Origin of the sequence: Mycobacterium gallinarum, assembly GCF_010726765.1 — a bacterium.
GTDB lineage: Bacteria > Actinomycetota > Actinomycetes > Mycobacteriales > Mycobacteriaceae > Mycobacterium > Mycobacterium gallinarum.
The window spans coordinates 1,250,384-1,267,605 of sequence record NZ_AP022601.1 but is presented as its reverse complement, the minus strand read 5'-3'; the positions used below and the strand labels follow the sequence as shown (position 1 = coordinate 1,267,605).

Sequence of the window (17,222 nt, the reverse complement as noted above, 5' to 3'; positions counted from 1 at the left end):
GCCGCGGTACCACCCCGCTTGCGTACATCACCTGATTCGAAGATCTACGCCGCTCACTTAGGGCGATGACGAGCCCACCCGTTCGGTTCTACTGAGCTGGAATCAGCCGTTCTTCCGAAGGCTCCCCGGTGATGGCCGGATCGACGCCGTTCTCGCCAAGTCTAAGTGACGAGCGCAAATCGCATCCACCGCGCGCAGTAGCTCTCAGACGGCAGGCAGCGCGTCCGTGGTCATCTCGTAGAGCGCGAGCGGGAACTGCTCGGCAAGCTCTTCGATGGTGTACGGCTCGAAATAGCTCGTGTCGTACCACCAGTCCACGTGAATCAGCCCTTGGGTGCGGTACACCCGCATCTCCAGCGCGTGGCCCAGCCCCGGAGGCGTCTCCTGCACCGGCACCGGCACCGAGCTGTCGGGCACCTGGCCCAAGTAGTTGAAGTACACCTCCGACATCCCGCCGTCGGTGTGCTCGGCTGCCGAGGCCAGGGCGTTGTGCACGCCGCGGAGAATGTCGGTGGCGCTGGCCTGTGCAGCCGTCACGCACATCACCGGGACCGCGTCCAGCAGGCTGGCGCGTTCGCTGGCCACGTCGATGGGGACGATGCCCTCACCGAGCGTCTTGGCGATCGTGCGAGCGAGCGCCGCAAGGAGGAGTTCGTCGGTTGGCGCACCCAGCCACTCGGAGGCTCCGTCGAGTTCGGCGGTGAGTTCCTCGTTGTCGAGAGTCGACAGCCGCACCATGCCCGCGGCGCGAGAAGCGACCGGGACGTCATGATCCACCACGTGGATCGTTGCTAATGCAATTTCAGTAAAGGACTTAAAGGCCTCTTTAGCCGTCATACGCAACTGAGAAGCAACCATGGCCCCACGATAGCCCAAGTGTCCCAAATTTGGGATAGGCCTCCCGAAACTGTGACGGTGGTGTCAATTAAGGCAAAGCCTTCCGGTTTGCGGTTCGCACTGCCCATTTTATGAAGATTGCTTTATTGTATGAAGGGTGCCACGTACCGACGAGAACGGCAGACAGCTAAAAGCCCTGCTTGATTACCTACTTGACGGCGACGTTGACGCCAAAGACATTTACGACGCGCTCGGGATCTCGAGTAGTACGTACTATCGGCGCATCAAAGAAGCCGACTACCCTGACGCCGAAGAATTGCGCCGAGTGTCGGATAGATTCGGCGTCAGCTACCCAGACCTGCAGATCAGGTTCGGCCTGATGAGCGAACAAGAGGTGTGGAGCTACATCGAGTCTGCGCCATTCGGCAGGACCGTTCTGCGCGAGGCTTTGGACACCCGGACGCCCATCCGAACCAGCCATCGAACCCGCGCGCCAAAGCTTTCCGAGCTGAAACCGCGCAGTGACGCGCCCCCGCTGTAGCTCTATACTTTGCTGAGTACACCGCGGCTCGAAAGCGACATTCATGGGTCTGACAACTCTTATTGCGATCACGCTTTGCTGTATCGCGTGGAGTTTGTGGATTCGCCGAGTCACATGGTCGTCCCGTTGGGAGTTCGCCGCAACTCTGAACATCGCTTTGCAGGGCGGCGCGGTACTGCTTATGTCACCGTGGGCCTCGGAGACCCTGGGCGCCTTTCTCCACTCGCTCACAGGTAAGTGGAACCTCGAGGACTACATCGGCCACGATCTGTACATCGTCGCCGCGTCGGCGGTCGTGTACAACGCGCTGGGCCGGTTGCAGCAGGATCACGAACTGCAGCGGTCGTTCAAGCAGTACGTGGAGTACCCCGCGACGCTGTGCATCCCCCTGCTGCTGGTGGCGTTCACCCTCGGTAACGGCGCGAAGATCTACAAGGCCGACTTCTTCCAGGTGCCGACCGACTTCTGGCTGAACATGTACTGGCTGCTGCTGTGCGGCACGCTCATCTACCTGCTGGGGTACGGCGCCCGGGCGTTGCTCGTCTTGCGTAAGGACCCGCGCTCACGCACGGTCGCCAACATCTACCTCGTGTCGTCGGCCGCCGGCATCGCCGCCTGCCTGGTCCGACTCGCCACCGCCTTCATTCCCCAGCTGCAGACCGTCAACGCCGGCACCGCGCTGACGTGGATATTCGCCTGCATGTGCGGCGCCGGTTTCGCCATCACCTCTGCGGAGTCCTGGCGCAAGAAGACCAGGTGGTTTTCGACCGCCAAGCGCTGAGCGGAGTTCGGCCTAACTGTACTGACCAGGCAGGTTGGTCAACCGCGTGATAGGCGGGACTTTCCCGATCGCCGAGTGTTGCCGATGGTGATTGTAGGTGTGAAGCCAAGGTGCTAGAGCGGATCGGCGCTGGGCCTCGCTTTGGTAGTGGCGGCTAAACGCCCACTCTGCGGCCATTGTCCGGTGAAAGCGCTCCGCCTTGCCGTTGGTTTGAGGCCGGTAGGGACGGGTGCGTTTGGGCTGTACGTCCAGCTCGATGCATGCCCGTCGCCAGGCCTTGGACTTATAGCAGCTGCCGTTATCGGAAATCACTCGTTCGACGACGACTCCGCGCGTGCGAAACCAGCTCACTGCTCGGCGGAGCACCGCGATGGCAGTGTCGGCGGTTTCATCGTTGTGGATCTCGGCGTAGGCCACCCGGGAGTGATCGTCGATAACGGTATGAACATAGGCGTGGCCTAGCAGCTCATCGCCCCGTCGGCTGCGGCGGATGCCTGGTGTCGCCACCCGATTCTTGCCGCCCTGCGCACGTCCGACAAACCGCCACCCCCCGCCGACAGGGATGTTGCCCAGCTTCTTGACATCGACGTGAATCAGTGAGCCTGGGTAGTCATGCTCGTAGCGGCGAATCCGCTCACCACTGCGAATATCGATGTGGGACAACCGGTTGAGCCGACACCGAACGAGTACAGCGTGAACTGTCGAGGCCGGCATCGACAGCCGAGACGCGATCGCCAACGGCGAGAGTCGATGCCGCCACCGCAGTGCCACGATCCGCCGAACAACAACCTGCGGGGTGCGGTGAGGACTACGGTGCGGGCGGCTTGACCGATCAGCCATTCCGGCTGCTCCCATCGCCACGTAACGGCCAGCCCAACGCTTGGCCGTAGGCCAAGACACGTGGAAGTGCTCGGCCGCCCGAGCAATCGGCCAGCCCTCGTCAACGATGCGGCGCGCAAGCAACAACCTGCCACGCGGGGTCAATACGGCATTAGCGTGGACCATGAAGGTCTCCTGTTCGCTGAAGTGAAGTGGTAGCAGCTCCACTCCACGACAGGAGACCTTCACCTACCAACGACCGCTACAGCGTGTCGTCACACACTTCCAACCAACCTGCCTGGGCAGTACACCTAACCCGCCACCGATCGGCTGACCTCGGTGTACGCCGCGCCGAGCGCAGGCATAGTGTCGTAGCCGCGCCGACGGGCGCGGGCCGCGTCGCGGCGAATCAGCGTCTGCAGCCCGGCGAACGTCGCCTGATCGAGCACCATCCGCGTCAGCAGCCGGTTGTGCACGAACCCGAACGACATCCCCGTCTCCGGGTCCGCCCAACCCACCGATCCGGCCAGTCCCGCATGCCCGAAGCCGGGCATCACGCCGGGGATCGGCACGGAGTGGTATCCGAGGTGGAAAGACAGCGGCACGAAGATGTTGCGGTCGGGCGCGAAGCTCCGCTCACCGGTCAGGCCGTCGACCCGCTCACGCGAGAGCAGTTGTGTGCCGTCGACGCGGCCGCCGTTGGCGATCGCACCGTACATCTTGGCCAGTGCGCGCGCGGTGGCTACACCGTTAGCGGCGGGGATCTCGGCATCGAGGAACGGCGTGTCGCCCTGCACGACGGCTTTCATGCCTGGGAAGTACATCGATCCGAAGCCCCCGGACATGCCGAGGGCGGCTACCCGCGGCGCCACGAAATTGAAGATCGGATTGGCCAAGGTGCCCTGCGGCGCGAGGATCTGCGCGGCCCGCGTCGGCGCCGCGACCGGCGGCCGGCCCAGGTGCAGCCCGTCGGTGTTCAGCGGTTCGGCCAATTCCTCACGAATCAAGTCCCGCATGCCCTTGCCGGTGATCGCGCGGCCAAGCCCCGACATCAGCCAGCCGTAGGTGAGCGCGTGATACGCCTGATGGCCGTACAGCAGCTTGTTCACCGGTGCCGCGGCGATCCGCTGCTCCATCGCGTGGTGGTCGAGCAGGTCGGCCTTGCTGACCCCGTTGAGCTGAGACAGGCCCGCGCGGTGGCGCATCACTTCGCGGACCGTGATGTCGGCCTTGCCGTTCTCGCCGAACTCGGGCCAGTACTGGCTGACCGGCGTGTCGTAGTCGATCAGGCCTCGGTCGGCGAGCCGGTGGATCACCGTGGAAGCCAGACCCTTGGTGACCGAGAAGACCATGGCGCCGGTGTCGGCCGTCCAGTACTCGGTACCACGGCGGTCGGAGTAACCGGTCCATACATCGACCACGGGCTCACCGTGCAGGTAGACGGAGAGGGCGCCGCCGCCGAATCGTCTCCCGGGGAACAACTTCGAGAAGGCCCGCAGGGTGCAAGCAAAGTTCGAATCCGCCGCGCCCTGAATCCTGTGCGGGAGCGCTGCGCTGCGCCCCACGGATTTGACACCCGTCACAATGCATACAATTTACCTGCAGCCCCGGCAAATAAACCGGGTGTTACCGAAAAGTTAAGTTAGCGCACGTCAGATGCGTCCAAAATCTGTTGCGCAGCAAGCGCGGGCGTCAGCTCGCCGTCGCGAACCTGGCGCTCGACTTCGGCCCGGATCTCTTTAACCGCGGGATGCGACAGCACACGGTCCAGCACGGTGTCGCGGACCATCGACCACGTCCACTCGACCTGCTGGGTGCGCCTGCGGGCCTCGAACTCACCGGCCGCGGTCAACACGTCGCGGTGCTTCAGCACCGTGTCCCACAACTCGACGAGGCCGTCACCGGTCAGTGCACTCATGGTGAGAACCGGCGGGCGCCATAGCGTTTCGCGTGGATAGATCAGTCGGATCGCACCGGTCAGTTCGCGCGCGGCGGCCTTCGCCTCCACAGCATGCTCGCCGTCGGCCTTGTTCACCACCACGATGTCGGCGAGCTCCAGCACGCCCTTCTTGATGCCCTGCAACTGGTCGCCGGTGCGCGCCAGGGTCAGGAACACGAAGGTGTCCACCATGTTGGCGACGGTCACCTCCGACTGCCCGACACCCACCGTCTCCACGAGAATGACGTCGAACCCCGCGGCCTCCAGTAGCACGATCGTTTCGCGGGTGGCCCTGGCGACCCCGCCCAGCGTGCCGGACGTCGGCGAGGGGCGGATGTACGCGTCGGGGTGTACCGCCAGTTTCGCCATGCGGGTCTTGTCGCCGAGGATGGAGCCGCCGGTGCGCGTCGACGACGGGTCGACCGCCAGCACCGCGACGCGGTGTCCCTCCTCGATCAGGTGCATGCCGAGCGCCTCGATGGTCGTCGACTTGCCGACACCCGGGACGCCGGTAATTCCTACATGCATGGCATTACCGGCATCCGGCATGAGCTCCAGCAGCAACTGCTGCGCCTGCTCGCGGTGATCGGTGCGGGTGGACTCGACGAGCGTGATGGCCTTCGGCAGCGCCGCTCGGTCGCCGCGGCGAACGGCGTCCGCTAGTTCAGAAACCGGGAGGTTCATCTCGTCAGGTCGTAGCCCAGCTGCTCGGCGAGCTTCTGCAGCAGGCCGATCGCAGCGTCGGCGATCACGGTGCCGGGCGGGAAGATCGCGGTCGCTCCTGCCGCGTACAGCTCGTCGAAGTCGCCGGGCGGGATCACGCCGCCCACCACGATCATGATGTCCGGCCTCCCCGCCTCGGCGAGCGCTTCGCGCAGCGCGGGCACCAATGTCAGGTGGCCCGCCGCGAGCGACGACACCCCGACCACGTGCACGTCATTGTCAGCCGCCTGACGCGCGACCTCCTCCGGCGTGGAGAACAACGAGCCGACATCCACGTCAAAGCCGATGTCGGCGAACGCCGTCGCGATGACCTTCTGCCCACGGTCGTGGCCGTCCTGGCCCATCTTGGCGATCAGGATGCGTGGCCTACGACCGTCGGCCTCGGCGAACTTCTCGACGAATTCGGTTGCTTTGCCGATTCCAGTCACGTTGCCACTGCTCCCCACCTCATCACGGTAGACGCCGGCGATGGTGCGGATCTCGGCGACGTGTCTGCCGTACACCTTCTCGAGCGCATCCGAGATTTCACCGACCGTCGCGTGCATTGACGGCCAGCGCCAGCAGGTTGTTCCCCAGGCCGTCGTCCCCTGCCGGTCCGGATTCACCTGCGGCCCTGGTCAATTCGGCCAGCGCGGCCTGAGTTGCCGCCTCGTCGCGCTCGGCGCGCAGCTTCTCCAGTTTCGCGATCTGCTCGGCGCGTACCCGGCTGTTCTCGACCTTGAGAACTTCCACCTCCTGGTCCTCGTCGACCTGGTACTTGTTCACGCCGATCACCGTCTGTGCACCGGAGTCGATGCGGGCCTGCGTCCGGGCAGCCGCCTCTTCGATGCGCATCTTCGGGATGCCCTCGCTGATCGCCTGCGCCATTCCGCCGTGGGCGACGACCTCTCCGATGTGCATGCGCGCCGCGGTGGCGAGCTGGTGGGTCAGCCATTCGACGTAGTACGAACCGCCCCACGGGTCGATCGGACGTGTCGTTCCGGACTCCTGCTGCAGCAGCAGCTGCGTATTGCGCGCGATACGAGCCGAGAAGTCGGTCGGTAGCGCCAGCGCCTCGTCGAGCGCATTGGTGTGCAGGGACTGCGTGTGCCCCTGAGTGGCGGCCATCGCCTCGATACACGTGCGCGCGACGTTGTTGAAGGCGTCTTGGGCGGTCAGCGACCATCCCGAGGTCTGCGAATGAGTACGCAGCGACAGCGATTTCGGACTCTTCGGATTGAACTCGGCAACCAACTCGCTCCACAGCAGCCGACCGGCGCGCAGCTTGGCGACCTCCATGAAGAAGTTCATTCCGATGCCCCAGAAGAAGGACAGACGCGGTGCGAACTTGTCGATGTCCAGGCCGGCATCAAGGCCCGCCTTGATGTACTCGACGCCGTCGGCCAGCGTGTAGGCGAGCTCGAGATCGGCTGTGGCACCGGCCTCTTGAATGTGGTACCCGGAGATCGAGATCGAGTTGAACTTCGGCATCTTCGTGCTCGTGTAGCCGAAGATGTCAGAGATCACCCGCATCGACGGCTTGGGTGGATAGATGTAGGTGTTGCGGACCATGAACTCTTTGAGGATGTCGTTCTGGATGGTCCCCGCCAGCTTCTCCGGGGGTACGCCCTGTTCCTCGGCGGCCACCACGTAGAGCGCGAGTATTGGCAGCACGGCACCGTTCATCGTCATCGACACCGAGACGGTGGACAGGTCGATACCGTCGAACAGCTGTCGCATGTCGAGGATGGAATCGATTGCCACACCGGCCATTCCGACGTCACCCTGGACGCGCGGATGATCGGAGTCATAGCCGCGGTGGGTGGCCAGATCGAAGGCCACCGAAAGACCCTTCTGCCCGGCGGCGAGGTTGCGCCGGTAGAACGCGTTGGACTCTGCCGCGGTCGAGAATCCCGCGTACTGACGGATGGTCCACGGCTGGTTGACGTACATGGTCGGGTACGGGCCGCGGACGAACGGCGGCGCGCCGGGGAACGTGTCCAGGGGATATCCGGCATCCACCACGGCGTCGCGGTCGGCGGCGATGTAGACCGGTTTGACGTCAATGCCTTCGGGGGTGACCCAGTCGAGCTGCTCGGCGGTGTAACCGTGCGCGGCCGCGGCCGCGGCGATGTGCTCGGCGACCGCGGCCTCCGTGGCAGGCTCGGCCGCTTTCTGCCCGTGCAGGGGCACGTCGGCGAAGTTGGTGATCGTGTGCGGTTCAACGTCAGGAACCGGCTGGCCGGCGACATTGGACATCGTCATGGTCACGCCCCCAATCGGGTGAGAAGTGCCGACAGCGCGGCGATCGCGTCGATCTTGGCGGTCAGGTATTCATCCGGCTTGTTCGCTGCTTCGGCGACGGCTTTTTCCGGACCGGCAAGGTAGATGTGCGAAACACCCGCCCCGCGGGCGGCTTCCACCACGCCCGACGCCTCCTGCGCGTAGCGAGCGTCGGTGCCGCAGATCACGGCGGCGACCGCCCCACCGGCATCCGAAACCGCTTGTGCGACACCTGCGGCGTCCAGCGGCCCCGGGTTGACGGCCTCGACGCCGCCGGATGCCAGCAGGTTCGCCGCGAACGTCGTGCGGATGTTGTGTTCGGATAGTGGGCCGATCGGCAGCAGCAAGGCCGTCGGCCGCGAACCGTGCTCGGCGAGATAGGCGTCGGATCGATCCCGCAGTGCTTCGAAGCTCGCCGCGTAGCGTTGCACACCGGGAACCGGGTCCGATGGTGGCAACGGCATTTCCGACAGGTTTGGATACTCGTTGACGCCGGTGATCGCCGTACGACGGTGCGCGATGTCGTCGCGGCGCTTCTCGCTCACCTCCGCGATCTGTGCGGCCAGGTGGTCGACCGCAGCCGTGAAACCGCCGCGGGATTCGATGTCGCGGAAGTGCTTCCACGCCTCCTCGGCAAGTGCGCGGGTGAGATCCTCGACGAACCACGAGCCGCCGGCGGGGTCGAGAACACGCCCGATATGCGACTCCTCCAACAGCAACAGCTGGGTGTTGCGGGCCATCCGCCGCGCGAAACTGGCTGCGGTGCCGGGCCAGCCACCGGGGATGGCGCTGTCGAAGGTATGGACCTGGACGGTGTCCGCTCCCCCGACGCCCGCCGCGAAGGCGGCGACTGTCGTGCGCAACATGTTCACCCACGGATCACGTTGAGCCATCATCGGTTGCGAGGTCACTGCGTGCACTCGTGCCGCGCCGGCATCGGCCGTACCGACCACTTCGGCCACCCGGGCCCACAGCTGTCGTGCGGCACGCAGTTTGGCGATTGTCATGAATTGGTCATCGTCCGCGGCGAACCTGAAACTGATCTGGCGCAACGCATCCGGCGCCGGGACCCCGCTGTCGACCAGCAGACGCAGATAGCTGACCCCCGCGGCGATGGCGCCCGTGAGCTCCCACGATGCGCTGGCACCGAGATCGTGAAATGCCGGACCGTCGATCGTGATGGCCCGCACACCCCCGCCGAAGGCGATCGTCTTCTCGACGGTGGCAACCACTTCGTCGGTTGATGGCGCCGCACGGCCGCTGAGTGTCGCGGTGAGCGGGTCGGCACCGAGGTCGACCGAAAGTCGGGCTCGCCGTTCGTCATCCAGGTCATTCACCAGTGCCAGCACTGCGTCCGCGGCGGCGGTGAAGTCGGCGCCCGCGTCCAGCACCACGGGAACGAGTTCGAGAAATACGCCCTCGAGGAGCCTGTCGAGGTCAGCGGCGCTCACGCCGGTGGGCCCGACATCCAGGATCAGTGCGCTGGTGCCCTCGGTGAGGGCGGTCAGCACCGCGCCGTTTCCGTCGACGACCGACACCTGGCCCGGCGCCGGAAACGCCTCGGCGACCTTCCACCCGGATTTGACGTCGCGCAGACCGTCGGACCCGCGAATGAACGGCCAGCTGCCGGGCAGCGGCGCCTCGGGCTGGGAGTCGAGAATCGTGTACAGCGGCCGAATCGGAAAGCCCTCGTAGGTCGGAGAGTCGAGGAGTTGCTCAGGCGCCTCGCCGAGATCGGCGGGATCCTTGCGGCTGCTCTTGGCCAGCACTCCGGCAACGGCAGCTCGCCATTGTTCGCGATCCGATTCAGATCCCGCAGATGTATCTACCGACACCGGCTTCTCCTGTTGTCGCGACGGGTGACCTCTGTGTCTAACACGACCGCTCACCAGGCTAAATGATCCCGGTCACGCCGTTGACCACCGGTCGGCGGTCTCACGGCGTGCTGGCCGGTGGCCGCAGGCCATGCAAAGTAGGCTTGGCGGACGTGAATACCGTCGTCAGCACCCTGCGCGCGCTGCGTGGCTCGGTGGTCGCAACGGCGTCCGCGGTGCCGCGGCGACGGGTGTTCGCGATCCTGACCGCGATTGTGATTCTTGTCGCAATCGCGCTGCTGGTCCCCCTTCCGACCGCCGTTCAGCTGCGAGATTGGGCCACCTCGGTCGGCCCTTGGTTCCCGCTGGCGTTTCTCGGTGCACACATCGTGGTGACGGTCTTCCCGTTCCCGCGCACGGCGTTCACGCTGGCCGCCGGACTGTTGTTCGGACCGGTCCTCGGTATCCCGCTCGCGGTGTCGGCGGCCACCGTCAGCGCCGTCATCGCGCTGGTGCTGGTGCGCGCGGCCGGCTGGCAACTCAACAAGCTGGTGCCCCATCCGAAGGTCGACGCGCTGGACGCCCGTCTGCGGGAGCGCGGGTGGCCTGCCGTCATCTCGATGCGGCTGATCCCCGCCGTGCCGTTCTCGGTGCTGAACTATGCGGCAGGGGCGTCGGGAGTTCGGGCGCTCCCCTACGCCTTCGCCACGCTGGCCGGGTTGATACCCGGAACCGCGGCCGTGGTGATCCTCGGCGACGCGCTGACCGGCAGCGTCAACCCACTACTGGTCTTGATCTCGTTCTGCACCGCATGCGTCGGTGTGGCCGGGCTGGCCTATGAGATTCGCGCTCACCGCCGCGATCACACTCGCGATCAGACCGAGGTCTCCTACCGGGAGTGAGCGCCCCCGCCGGGGCCCTGCGTCGGTGAGTTGTATTGCGAGGGCGGTTGCTGCTGCTGCGACAGCGGCGGGTACTGCGGCGGCGGATCGATAGCCCCGGCCACCGGTTTGCGCGCCTCGGCTTCGGCCTTCGCGACGGCCTGTGCGATCTCCGGATCGGTCTGCGTGTTGAACCAGGCGGCCACCTCGGCAGAATCGTCCTCCGGCCGTTGAATGTCCTCTTCCACCGGCGACGGCTCGTAACGGAACACGCCGTCCGAACCCGGCGCGCCGAGCATCTTCGTGAAGCCCTGGAGTGCCGATCCGAAGTCGCTGGGCACGAGCCAAACCTTGTTCGCCTCGCCCTTGGCCATCTGCGGCAGTGTCTGCAGGTACTGGTAGGCCAGCATCTCCGGGGTCGGTCGGCCCCGCTTGATGGCGGCGAAGGTCTTCTCGATGGCCTTGGCCTGGCCCTGTGCCTGCAGGTACGACGCGGCCCGTTCACCCTGAGCGCGCAGCATGCGCGACTGCCGGTCTGCTTCGGCGGCCAGGATCGCCGCCTGCTTGGCACCTTCGGCCGCGAGGATCTGGGCCTGCTTCTGACCCTCGGCCTGCTTGATCGACGCCTCGCGGTTACCTTCGGCGGTCAGGATCATCGCGCGCTTCTCGCGGTCGGCGCGCATCTGCTTTTCCATCGAGTCCTGAATCGACGGCGGTGGGTCGATGCTGCGCAGCTCGACACGGGCGACGCGCAGTCCCCATCGACCGGTGGCTTCGTCGAGCACACCGCGCAGCTGGCCGTTGATCGAGTCACGCGACGTCAGGGTCTGCTCCAGCGTCATACCGCCGACCACGTTGCGCAGCGTCGTGGTGGTCAACTGCTCGACGCCGACGATGTAGTTGCTGATCTGATAGACGGCCGCCTGCGGATTGGTGACCTGAAAGTAGACGACGGTGTCGATGTTCACCGTCAGGTTGTCCTCGGTGATCACCGGCTGGGGCGGGAACGACACCACCCGCTCGCGCAGGTCGACGCGCGCGCGGATCTTGTCGACGAACGGCAGCAGCAGCGTCAACTGTCCCGACACGGTCTTGCTGTAGCGGCCGAGCCGCTCGATGACCGCGGCCTCGGCCTGTGGGATCAGTGCGATGGACTTGGCCACGATGATGGCGGCGAACACCACCAGCACGGCGACCAGAATCAGGCCGGCGACAGCACCATCCATGAACGTTCCTTTCGTGATTGTCTGGGGTTGGCCCAGGCTTTCCTCTAGACGACTTTCTGGACGACGGCGGTCGCGCCGTCGATCTCGACGACCGTCACATGGTCGCCGGGTTCGTAGACCTCGTTTTCGTTCAGCGGGCGCGCGGTCCAGACCTCGCCGTCGAGCTTCACCTGTCCTTCATGGCGGGCGACCCGGTCGAGCACCAGTGCGCTCTTGCCCTCCAACGCCTTCGCCCGTTCGGGCAGTGCGGTGCCGGAATTGAAGTGCCGGCGCAGTGCGGGCCGGACCAGCGCCAAGAGCAGCACGGACACGACCGCGAAAACCGCGCCGTGCACCCATAGGTCGTCGAAGATGAGGCTGGATCCCGCGGCCGCCAGCGCGCCGCCGCCGAGCATGAGCAGGAACAGGTCGCCGGTCAGCGCCTCGGCCCCGGCGAGGGCCAGCGCGGCGATGAGCCAGATCAGCGCAGCAGGCATGACGTCAGCCTAGCGCGTAGCCGACCCGATGAGCGGCTAACAACTACACTGCGGAAATCATGTGGTGTCCGAGTGTTTCGTTGACGGTTTGGGCGAACGCCTGGCTTGCCGGTGCCGCCGCGCCCGACGATGTGTTGGATGCGCTATCACAATGGGCGCCAAGACATTCCGTCACCGCATACGACTCGGTCGCCGCGGGGCGCACCGGCCTGCCCTGGCCGGATCTGACCGATGCGGGGGCGGTTTCCCTGCTGCAGACGCTGCGCACCTCGGTGGGCCGGACCAGCGGAGCACCCGCGATGGGTGTTGCCCTGCCGGTCCCCGGCGATGTCCGCGGGCTGCCAGCGGGCACGCAGTTCCAGCGCGACGCCGTAGCCGCGGGCGAGGCGCTCATCGTGGCGGGTGACCCCGCCGAGGCCATCGGCCTGGTGCCGGACTTCGAGTATCCCGATAGCGCCGATGACGAAGACCAACCCGATCTCGAAGCCGATCCGTCCGCGCTGTCGTGGACGGTGTACTCGGTGCCCGGCGCGGTGCCCGCCGACGGTCTCGACCTCGGTGAGGCGGAATACACAATGCGCTCGGCGGTCCGTTCCGCCGCTGACGCACTGGGCGCCCTGCACGCCGAAGCGGCGGGCGGCGACATCGAGGACCCGCGCAGTCTCGTCGAGCAGGTCGTGGAATCTGAACGGCGGCACAGCATTCCGGATCATGCGCCGACTCGGGCCCTGCGGGTGCTGGAGAACGCGGCATACATCGACGCGATCATCACCGTGAGCTCAGGCCTGATCCCCATCGGGCTCAACAGCTCCGCGGACGTGCAGACGGCCAGCGAAGCGCTGCGACCGCTGAACGGTGTCGTGCGGTCGGCACGCTTGGCTGCCGTCAGCGCGATACTGCACGCCGCCTGGCAACAGTGACAGCGCGACACTCACCACCGCCACGGCCACCAGTGCCGGTAGTGGCCGTACCCGAACACCGGACCGCGGTACTCGTTGAATCCGGGGCCGTAGCCGTGTCCGCCGTATCCGTGGCCGCCATGGCCGTAGGCGGCCGGAATGGTCACGGCGGGCGCCGGCGCTGCCGCGGCGACGGGGGCCGCCGCGATGGTCAACGCCGCAGCGCCCGCGACGACAACCGCCACCATTCGTTTGCACACTGATCGCATCGCGAAACTCCTTCGAGCATCTATGTTTCTCTTGCTCTTCCAGGGTTGCGCGCCGACCGACCCGTGCCCTTGCGGCAGACACCCATTACGGGACTCCGGCTACCTGCTAACGCACTGAGGTGTGCACACCACCCCGTCGATCGAGAAGCCCTGTAGCGGCGGGGATTCCGGATCCGGCACCCGAACGGGATCGCGGTCGTTGCGTAGTTCGTCGAGGAGGTCGGCCACCACATGTGCGAGGTGCGCGTTGGGCGTCGAAGCCCTGGCGAACGCGATGCGCGAGTCTTGCGCCTGCAGCCTGAGTTCGTGGTCCAGATCCCACACCACCTCGATGTGATCCGCGACAAAGCCGATCGGGCATACGATCACGGCATCCGTCCCGGACTCGACGAGAGCGGCAAGGTGATCGCCGACGTCGGGTTCCAGCCAGGGGACCTGCGGTGGCCCCGAGCGCGACTGCCAGACCTGGTCATAGTCGTCGTAACCCGCCGCGGCCGCGACGAGCTTGGCGGCGTGAGCGACCTGTCGCGCGTAAAGGTCTCTGCCACAACGAGAGCTGCTGGACAGTGGGATGGAGTGGGCGGTGAACACCAACCGCGCATGGTCGGGCACAGTCTGTGCAGCGGCGGTGATCGCGTCGCTGAACATCTTCACGAACAGCGGATGGTCGTAGTACTGACGAAGTTTCACCAGCCGCGGTGCGTTCGCGCCCGTGGCCTGCCTGGCCCTCGCAATGTCCTCGACGTATTGAGTGCAACCCGAGTAGCCGCCCCATGCCGAGGTGGCGAAGACGGCGGCGTTGCGCACGCCGTCGGACGCCATCGCCGCAACGGCGTCTTCGACGTAGGGCTCCCAGTTCCGGTTGCCGAAATACACCGGCAGGTCGATCAGAGGGCGCAACTCGTCGATCAGTGCGCGGTTGATGCCGTTGATCGGTGACACACCACCGAAATGCTGGTAATGCTCGGCAACGGAGGCCAGCCGCTCAGGAGGTATCCCCCGGCCCCTGGTGACGTTCTCGAGGAACGGCATCACCTGGTCCGGCCCCTCCGGCCCGCCGAACGACAGCAGCAGGACAGCGTCGAAACCCGAGTTGTCCATCCCTTACAACAATTGCGTGCTGGCGCCGCCGTCGGCGTAGATGATCGTGCCGGTGGTCGCGGGCAGCCAGTCCGACAGCAGGGCGCAGACGGTCTTGGCGACCGGGGTCGGATCCTTCATGTTCCACCCGATGGGGGCACGCTGGTCCCAACCCTCTTCGAGCAGCTTCATCTGCGCACCGGCTTCCTCACCGAGCGCGCCGCCGACGATGGCGCTCATCGCCAGCGTGCGGATCGGGCCGGCGGCAACAAGATTGGACCGGACACCGTGCGGACCGGCTTCACGTGCGACGAATCGGTTGACCGACTCCAGCGCGCTCTTGGCGACCGTCATCCAGTTGTAGGCGGGCATCGCGCGCGTCGGGTCGAAGTCCATGCCCACGATCGCGCCACCCGGATTCATGATCGGCAGCACCGCTTTCGCCAGGGACGCGTACGAATAGGCGGAGATGTGAATGCCCTTGGCGACATCCTCGTAGGGCGCGTCGAAGAACGGGTTGATGCCCATACCGGTCTGCGGCATGTAGCCGATCGAGTGCACGACGCCGTCGAGCTTGTTGCCGTCGCCGATGGCCTCGGTCACCCGGTCGGCCAGCGTGTCGAGGTGCTTCTCGTTCTGCACGTCGAGCTCGAGCAGCGGCGCCTTCGCCGGCAGTCGGTCGGCGATGCGCTGGATCAGCTTCATCCGGTCGAATCCGGTGAGCACCAGCTCGGCGCCCGCCTCCTGGGCGACCTTGGCGATGTGGAAAGCGATCGAAGAGTCGGTGATGATCCCCGTGACGAGGATCCGCTTGCCCTGCAGAAGTGTCATGTGAAGTCCTTGTCTTTCTAGTGGCCCATGCCCATGCCGCCGTCGACCGGGATCACCGCGCCGGCGATATAGCTCGCATCTTCTGACGCCAGGAAGCTGACCGCCCCGGCGACCTCCTCGGCCGTCCCGACCCGTTTGGCCGGAATGAAGTCGAGCGCACCCTCCTGGATCCGCTCGTCGAGCGCGCGGGTCATCTCGGTATCGATGTAGCCGGGGGCCACCACGTTGGCGGTGACGCCTGCCTTCGACAACTCTCGCGAAATCGAGCGGGCCATGCCGATCAGACCGGCCTTGGCCGCGGCGTAGTTGGCCTGGTTGCCGATGCCCCAGCTGCCGGACACCGAGCCAATGAAGATGATCCGTCCGAAGCGTTTGCGCTGCATACTCCGCGATGCCCGTTGCGCCACCCGGAACGCGCCGGTCAGGTTGGCGTTGATGACCTCTTCGAAGCGCTCCTCGGTCATCCGGATGAGGAACGCGTCCTTGGAGATTCCGGCGTTGGACACCAGCACCTCGACCGGTCCCTGATGCTCCTCGACCTCCTTGAAGGCGCGGTCGACGGCGTCGTTGTCGGTGACGTCGCACACGACACCGAACAGACCCTCCGGCGCACCGGATCCGCGGTGAGTGACGGCCACTTTGTGGCCGTCGGCCGCGAGGCGCCGCGCGATCGCGAGACCGATACCGCGGTTCCCTCCGGTCACCAGCACCGAACGCGACACGAAAGGCGGACGGCCACCAGCCGTTTGGCCGGCGGTGTCGGCCGAGTCATCGGTCACAGTCATGCCCGCCAACCTATCGTCTGGACGCCATTTCTAAGAAATCGCCTCAGAGTGGCAGCCTGCGGTTGATCAACAAGCTCGCGACCGCCGCGGCCGCGGCCGCCAGCGCGGCAAGCCGCAGCCAGCCGGTGGTGGCCTCACCTCGGACCGTCTCGTAGCCGATCTGATCCTGCAGCGTCCCGTAGACCTTGTTCAGCTCCTCGAGGTTGGACGCGGTGTAGGACTCGCCACCGGACAGTTGCGCGATCTTCTTCATCATCTCGTCGTCGACGGGTACCGGCACCTTCTCGTCGTTGACCTCCACCTCGCCCTGTTCGGTGCCGAAGGAGATCGTCGAGATGGGCACGCCCTGGTCCTTGGCCGTGCGGGCCGCGGTGAACGCGCCCTTCGGGTTGTCGGGGTTGGACGGCACGGTCTCCTTGCCGTCGGAGAACAGCACGATGCGCGCGGGCGGCGGTGTGTCGCCGCCACCGATCACGGCGCCCACCGTGGAGATCGACGACAGTGCGGTGAAGATCGCTTCGCCGGTGGCGGTGCGATCGGACACCTGCAGGTTGTCGATGGCGCGCCGGCTGGCGTCGCGGTTCGTGGTCGGCGAAACCAACACTGTGGCCGTCCCGGCGTACGCGATCACGCCGAGGTTGATGCCCGGAGTGAGCTCGTCGACGAACCGTTTGGACGCCTCTTTGGCGGCGGTCAGGCGGTCGGGTTCGACGTCGGTGGCCCGCATCGACTGCGATACGTCGATGGCCAGCATCACGACCGCTCGGTTGCGTGGCAGCCGCTGGTCGAATGTCGGCCCGGCCAGGGCGATCGTGCAGAACAACAGCGCGACACCGAGCAGCGCGGCGGGCACGTGGCGCCACACGCTCGGCCGCCTAGGCGCCACGCTGTCGAGCAGCTCGGTGTTGGCGAACTGCTGCAGGCGCCTGCGCCTGGCGCGTTGGGCATAGAAGTACAGCGCGACCAGGCCCAGCACGACGAGGGAAAAGAACAGCAGCCACCAGATGTGGGAAAAGCCGGTGAGGGAGACCGGCCCCAGCAGCGGAACGTTCATATCAG

16 protein-coding genes and 1 pseudogene are annotated in these 17,222 nt (G+C 65.9%); 4 read left to right on the top strand and 13 right to left on the bottom strand.

Annotated features, from left to right (window positions below):
- Positions 1-204 precede the first annotated feature (204 nt).
- The gene (locus tag G6N42_RS06335) at positions 205-777 is read right to left on the bottom strand and encodes a hypothetical protein (protein WP_317150551.1); all 573 of its coding nucleotides are present in this window, start codon (positions 775-777) and stop codon (positions 205-207) included.
- A 217-nt stretch (positions 778-994) separates the two neighbouring features.
- Here G6N42_RS06335 and G6N42_RS06330 point away from each other — a divergent pair, with 217 nt between their 5' ends.
- Positions 995-1,378 carry an XRE family transcriptional regulator gene (locus G6N42_RS06330; protein ID WP_163727540.1) on the top strand — a complete coding sequence of 128 codons (384 nt, stop codon included), beginning with the start codon at positions 995-997 and terminating at the stop codon, positions 1,376-1,378.
- Between the two features lie 43 nt (positions 1,379-1,421).
- Positions 1,422-2,159 (top strand): hypothetical protein, encoded by a 738-nt coding sequence (locus G6N42_RS06325; protein ID WP_163727537.1) that lies wholly within the window; start codon positions 1,422-1,424, stop codon positions 2,157-2,159.
- A 12-nt stretch (positions 2,160-2,171) separates the two neighbouring features.
- Here G6N42_RS06325 and G6N42_RS06320 read toward each other — a convergent pair whose 3' ends face one another.
- The 5 genes and pseudogenes from G6N42_RS06320 to mutA form a co-directional block, all read right to left on the bottom strand.
- Entirely contained in the window at positions 2,172-3,164 is a 993-nt protein-coding gene (locus G6N42_RS06320; protein ID WP_163727534.1) for an IS481 family transposase, read from the bottom strand.
- A gap of 125 nt (positions 3,165-3,289) precedes the next feature.
- Entirely contained in the window at positions 3,290-4,561 is a 1,272-nt protein-coding gene (gene lipL / locus G6N42_RS06315) for an esterase/beta-lactamase LipL (RefSeq protein ID WP_163727531.1), read from the bottom strand.
- A 59-nt stretch (positions 4,562-4,620) separates the two neighbouring features.
- Positions 4,621-5,601, bottom strand: a complete 981-nt coding sequence (gene meaB, locus G6N42_RS06310; protein WP_163727528.1) for a methylmalonyl Co-A mutase-associated GTPase MeaB — start codon at positions 5,599-5,601, stop codon at positions 4,621-4,623.
- Positions 5,598-7,884, bottom strand: a pseudogene (gene scpA / locus G6N42_RS06305) (methylmalonyl-CoA mutase). The gene meaB and the pseudogene scpA overlap by 4 nt, the downstream one beginning before the upstream one ends.
- Before the next feature lie 2 nt (positions 7,885-7,886).
- Positions 7,887-9,737, bottom strand: coding sequence for a methylmalonyl-CoA mutase small subunit (gene mutA / locus G6N42_RS06300; protein ID WP_163727524.1), 1,851 nt, complete (start codon positions 9,735-9,737; stop codon positions 7,887-7,889).
- A gap of 152 nt (positions 9,738-9,889) precedes the next feature.
- On the opposite strand from mutA, the gene G6N42_RS06295 reads away from it, so the two are divergent.
- Positions 9,890-10,618 carry a TVP38/TMEM64 family protein gene (locus G6N42_RS06295; RefSeq protein ID WP_163727522.1) on the top strand — a complete coding sequence of 243 codons (729 nt, stop codon included), beginning with the start codon at positions 9,890-9,892 and terminating at the stop codon, positions 10,616-10,618.
- Here the strand turns inward: G6N42_RS06295 and G6N42_RS06290 are convergent.
- A complete protein-coding gene (locus G6N42_RS06290) occupies positions 10,606-11,823 on the bottom strand; it encodes an SPFH domain-containing protein (protein WP_163727519.1) in 1,218 nt (405 codons plus the stop codon). The two genes, G6N42_RS06295 and G6N42_RS06290, sit on opposite strands and share 13 nt — an antisense overlap.
- Before the next feature lie 44 nt (positions 11,824-11,867).
- Positions 11,868-12,299 carry an NfeD family protein gene (locus G6N42_RS06285; RefSeq protein ID WP_163727516.1) on the bottom strand — a complete coding sequence of 144 codons (432 nt, stop codon included), beginning with the start codon at positions 12,297-12,299 and terminating at the stop codon, positions 11,868-11,870.
- A gap of 59 nt (positions 12,300-12,358) precedes the next feature.
- On the opposite strand from G6N42_RS06285, the gene G6N42_RS06280 reads away from it, so the two are divergent.
- On the top strand, positions 12,359-13,219 hold the full coding sequence (locus G6N42_RS06280; protein ID WP_163727513.1) for an Rv1486c family protein: 861 nt from the start codon (positions 12,359-12,361) through the stop codon (positions 13,217-13,219).
- An 11-nt stretch (positions 13,220-13,230) separates the two neighbouring features.
- Here G6N42_RS06280 and G6N42_RS06275 read toward each other — a convergent pair whose 3' ends face one another.
- From G6N42_RS06275 to G6N42_RS06255, 5 genes are all read right to left on the bottom strand, one after another.
- A complete protein-coding gene (locus G6N42_RS06275; protein WP_163724379.1) occupies positions 13,231-13,467 on the bottom strand; it encodes a hypothetical protein in 237 nt (78 codons plus the stop codon).
- A gap of 99 nt (positions 13,468-13,566) precedes the next feature.
- The gene (locus G6N42_RS06270) at positions 13,567-14,568 is read right to left on the bottom strand and encodes a ferrochelatase (protein ID WP_163727510.1); all 1,002 of its coding nucleotides are present in this window, start codon (positions 14,566-14,568) and stop codon (positions 13,567-13,569) included.
- Between the two features lie 3 nt (positions 14,569-14,571).
- Positions 14,572-15,378: an NADH-dependent enoyl-ACP reductase InhA gene (gene inhA / locus G6N42_RS06265; protein WP_163727506.1), complete on the bottom strand. Its 807-nt coding sequence runs from the start codon at positions 15,376-15,378 to the stop codon at positions 14,572-14,574.
- 17 nt (positions 15,379-15,395) lie between these two features.
- A complete protein-coding gene (fabG1, locus tag G6N42_RS06260; RefSeq protein WP_163727504.1) occupies positions 15,396-16,163 on the bottom strand; it encodes a 3-oxoacyl-ACP reductase FabG1 in 768 nt (255 codons plus the stop codon).
- Positions 16,164-16,206: 43 nt separating this feature from the next.
- Positions 16,207-17,217, bottom strand: coding sequence for a VWA domain-containing protein (locus G6N42_RS06255; RefSeq protein ID WP_163727501.1), 1,011 nt, complete (start codon positions 17,215-17,217; stop codon positions 16,207-16,209).
- Between the last annotated feature and the right edge of the window lie 5 nt (positions 17,218-17,222).

Coding starts and splice junctions, on each gene's coding strand:
- G6N42_RS06325 (WP_163727537.1), top strand. CDS start 1,422: ATGGGTCTGACAACTCTTATTGCGATCACGCTTTGCTGTATCGCGTGG.
- G6N42_RS06320 (WP_163727534.1), bottom strand. CDS start 3,164: ATGGTCCACGCTAATGCCGTATTGACCCCGCGTGGCAGGTTGTTGCTT.
- meaB (WP_163727528.1), bottom strand. CDS start 5,601: ATGAACCTCCCGGTTTCTGAACTAGCGGACGCCGTTCGCCGCGGCGAC.
- G6N42_RS06290 (WP_163727519.1), bottom strand. CDS start 11,823: ATGGATGGTGCTGTCGCCGGCCTGATTCTGGTCGCCGTGCTGGTGGTG.
- G6N42_RS06285 (WP_163727516.1), bottom strand. CDS start 12,299: ATGCCTGCTGCGCTGATCTGGCTCATCGCCGCGCTGGCCCTCGCCGGG.
- G6N42_RS06280 (WP_163727513.1), top strand. CDS start 12,359: ATGTGGTGTCCGAGTGTTTCGTTGACGGTTTGGGCGAACGCCTGGCTT.
- G6N42_RS06275 (WP_163724379.1), bottom strand. CDS start 13,467: ATGCGATCAGTGTGCAAACGAATGGTGGCGGTTGTCGTCGCGGGCGCT.
- G6N42_RS06270 (WP_163727510.1), bottom strand. CDS start 14,568: ATGGACAACTCGGGTTTCGACGCTGTCCTGCTGCTGTCGTTCGGCGGG.
- inhA (WP_163727506.1), bottom strand. CDS start 15,378: ATGACACTTCTGCAGGGCAAGCGGATCCTCGTCACGGGGATCATCACC.
- fabG1 (WP_163727504.1), bottom strand. CDS start 16,163: ATGACTGTGACCGATGACTCGGCCGACACCGCCGGCCAAACGGCTGGT.
- G6N42_RS06255 (WP_163727501.1), bottom strand. CDS start 17,217: ATGAACGTTCCGCTGCTGGGGCCGGTCTCCCTCACCGGCTTTTCCCAC.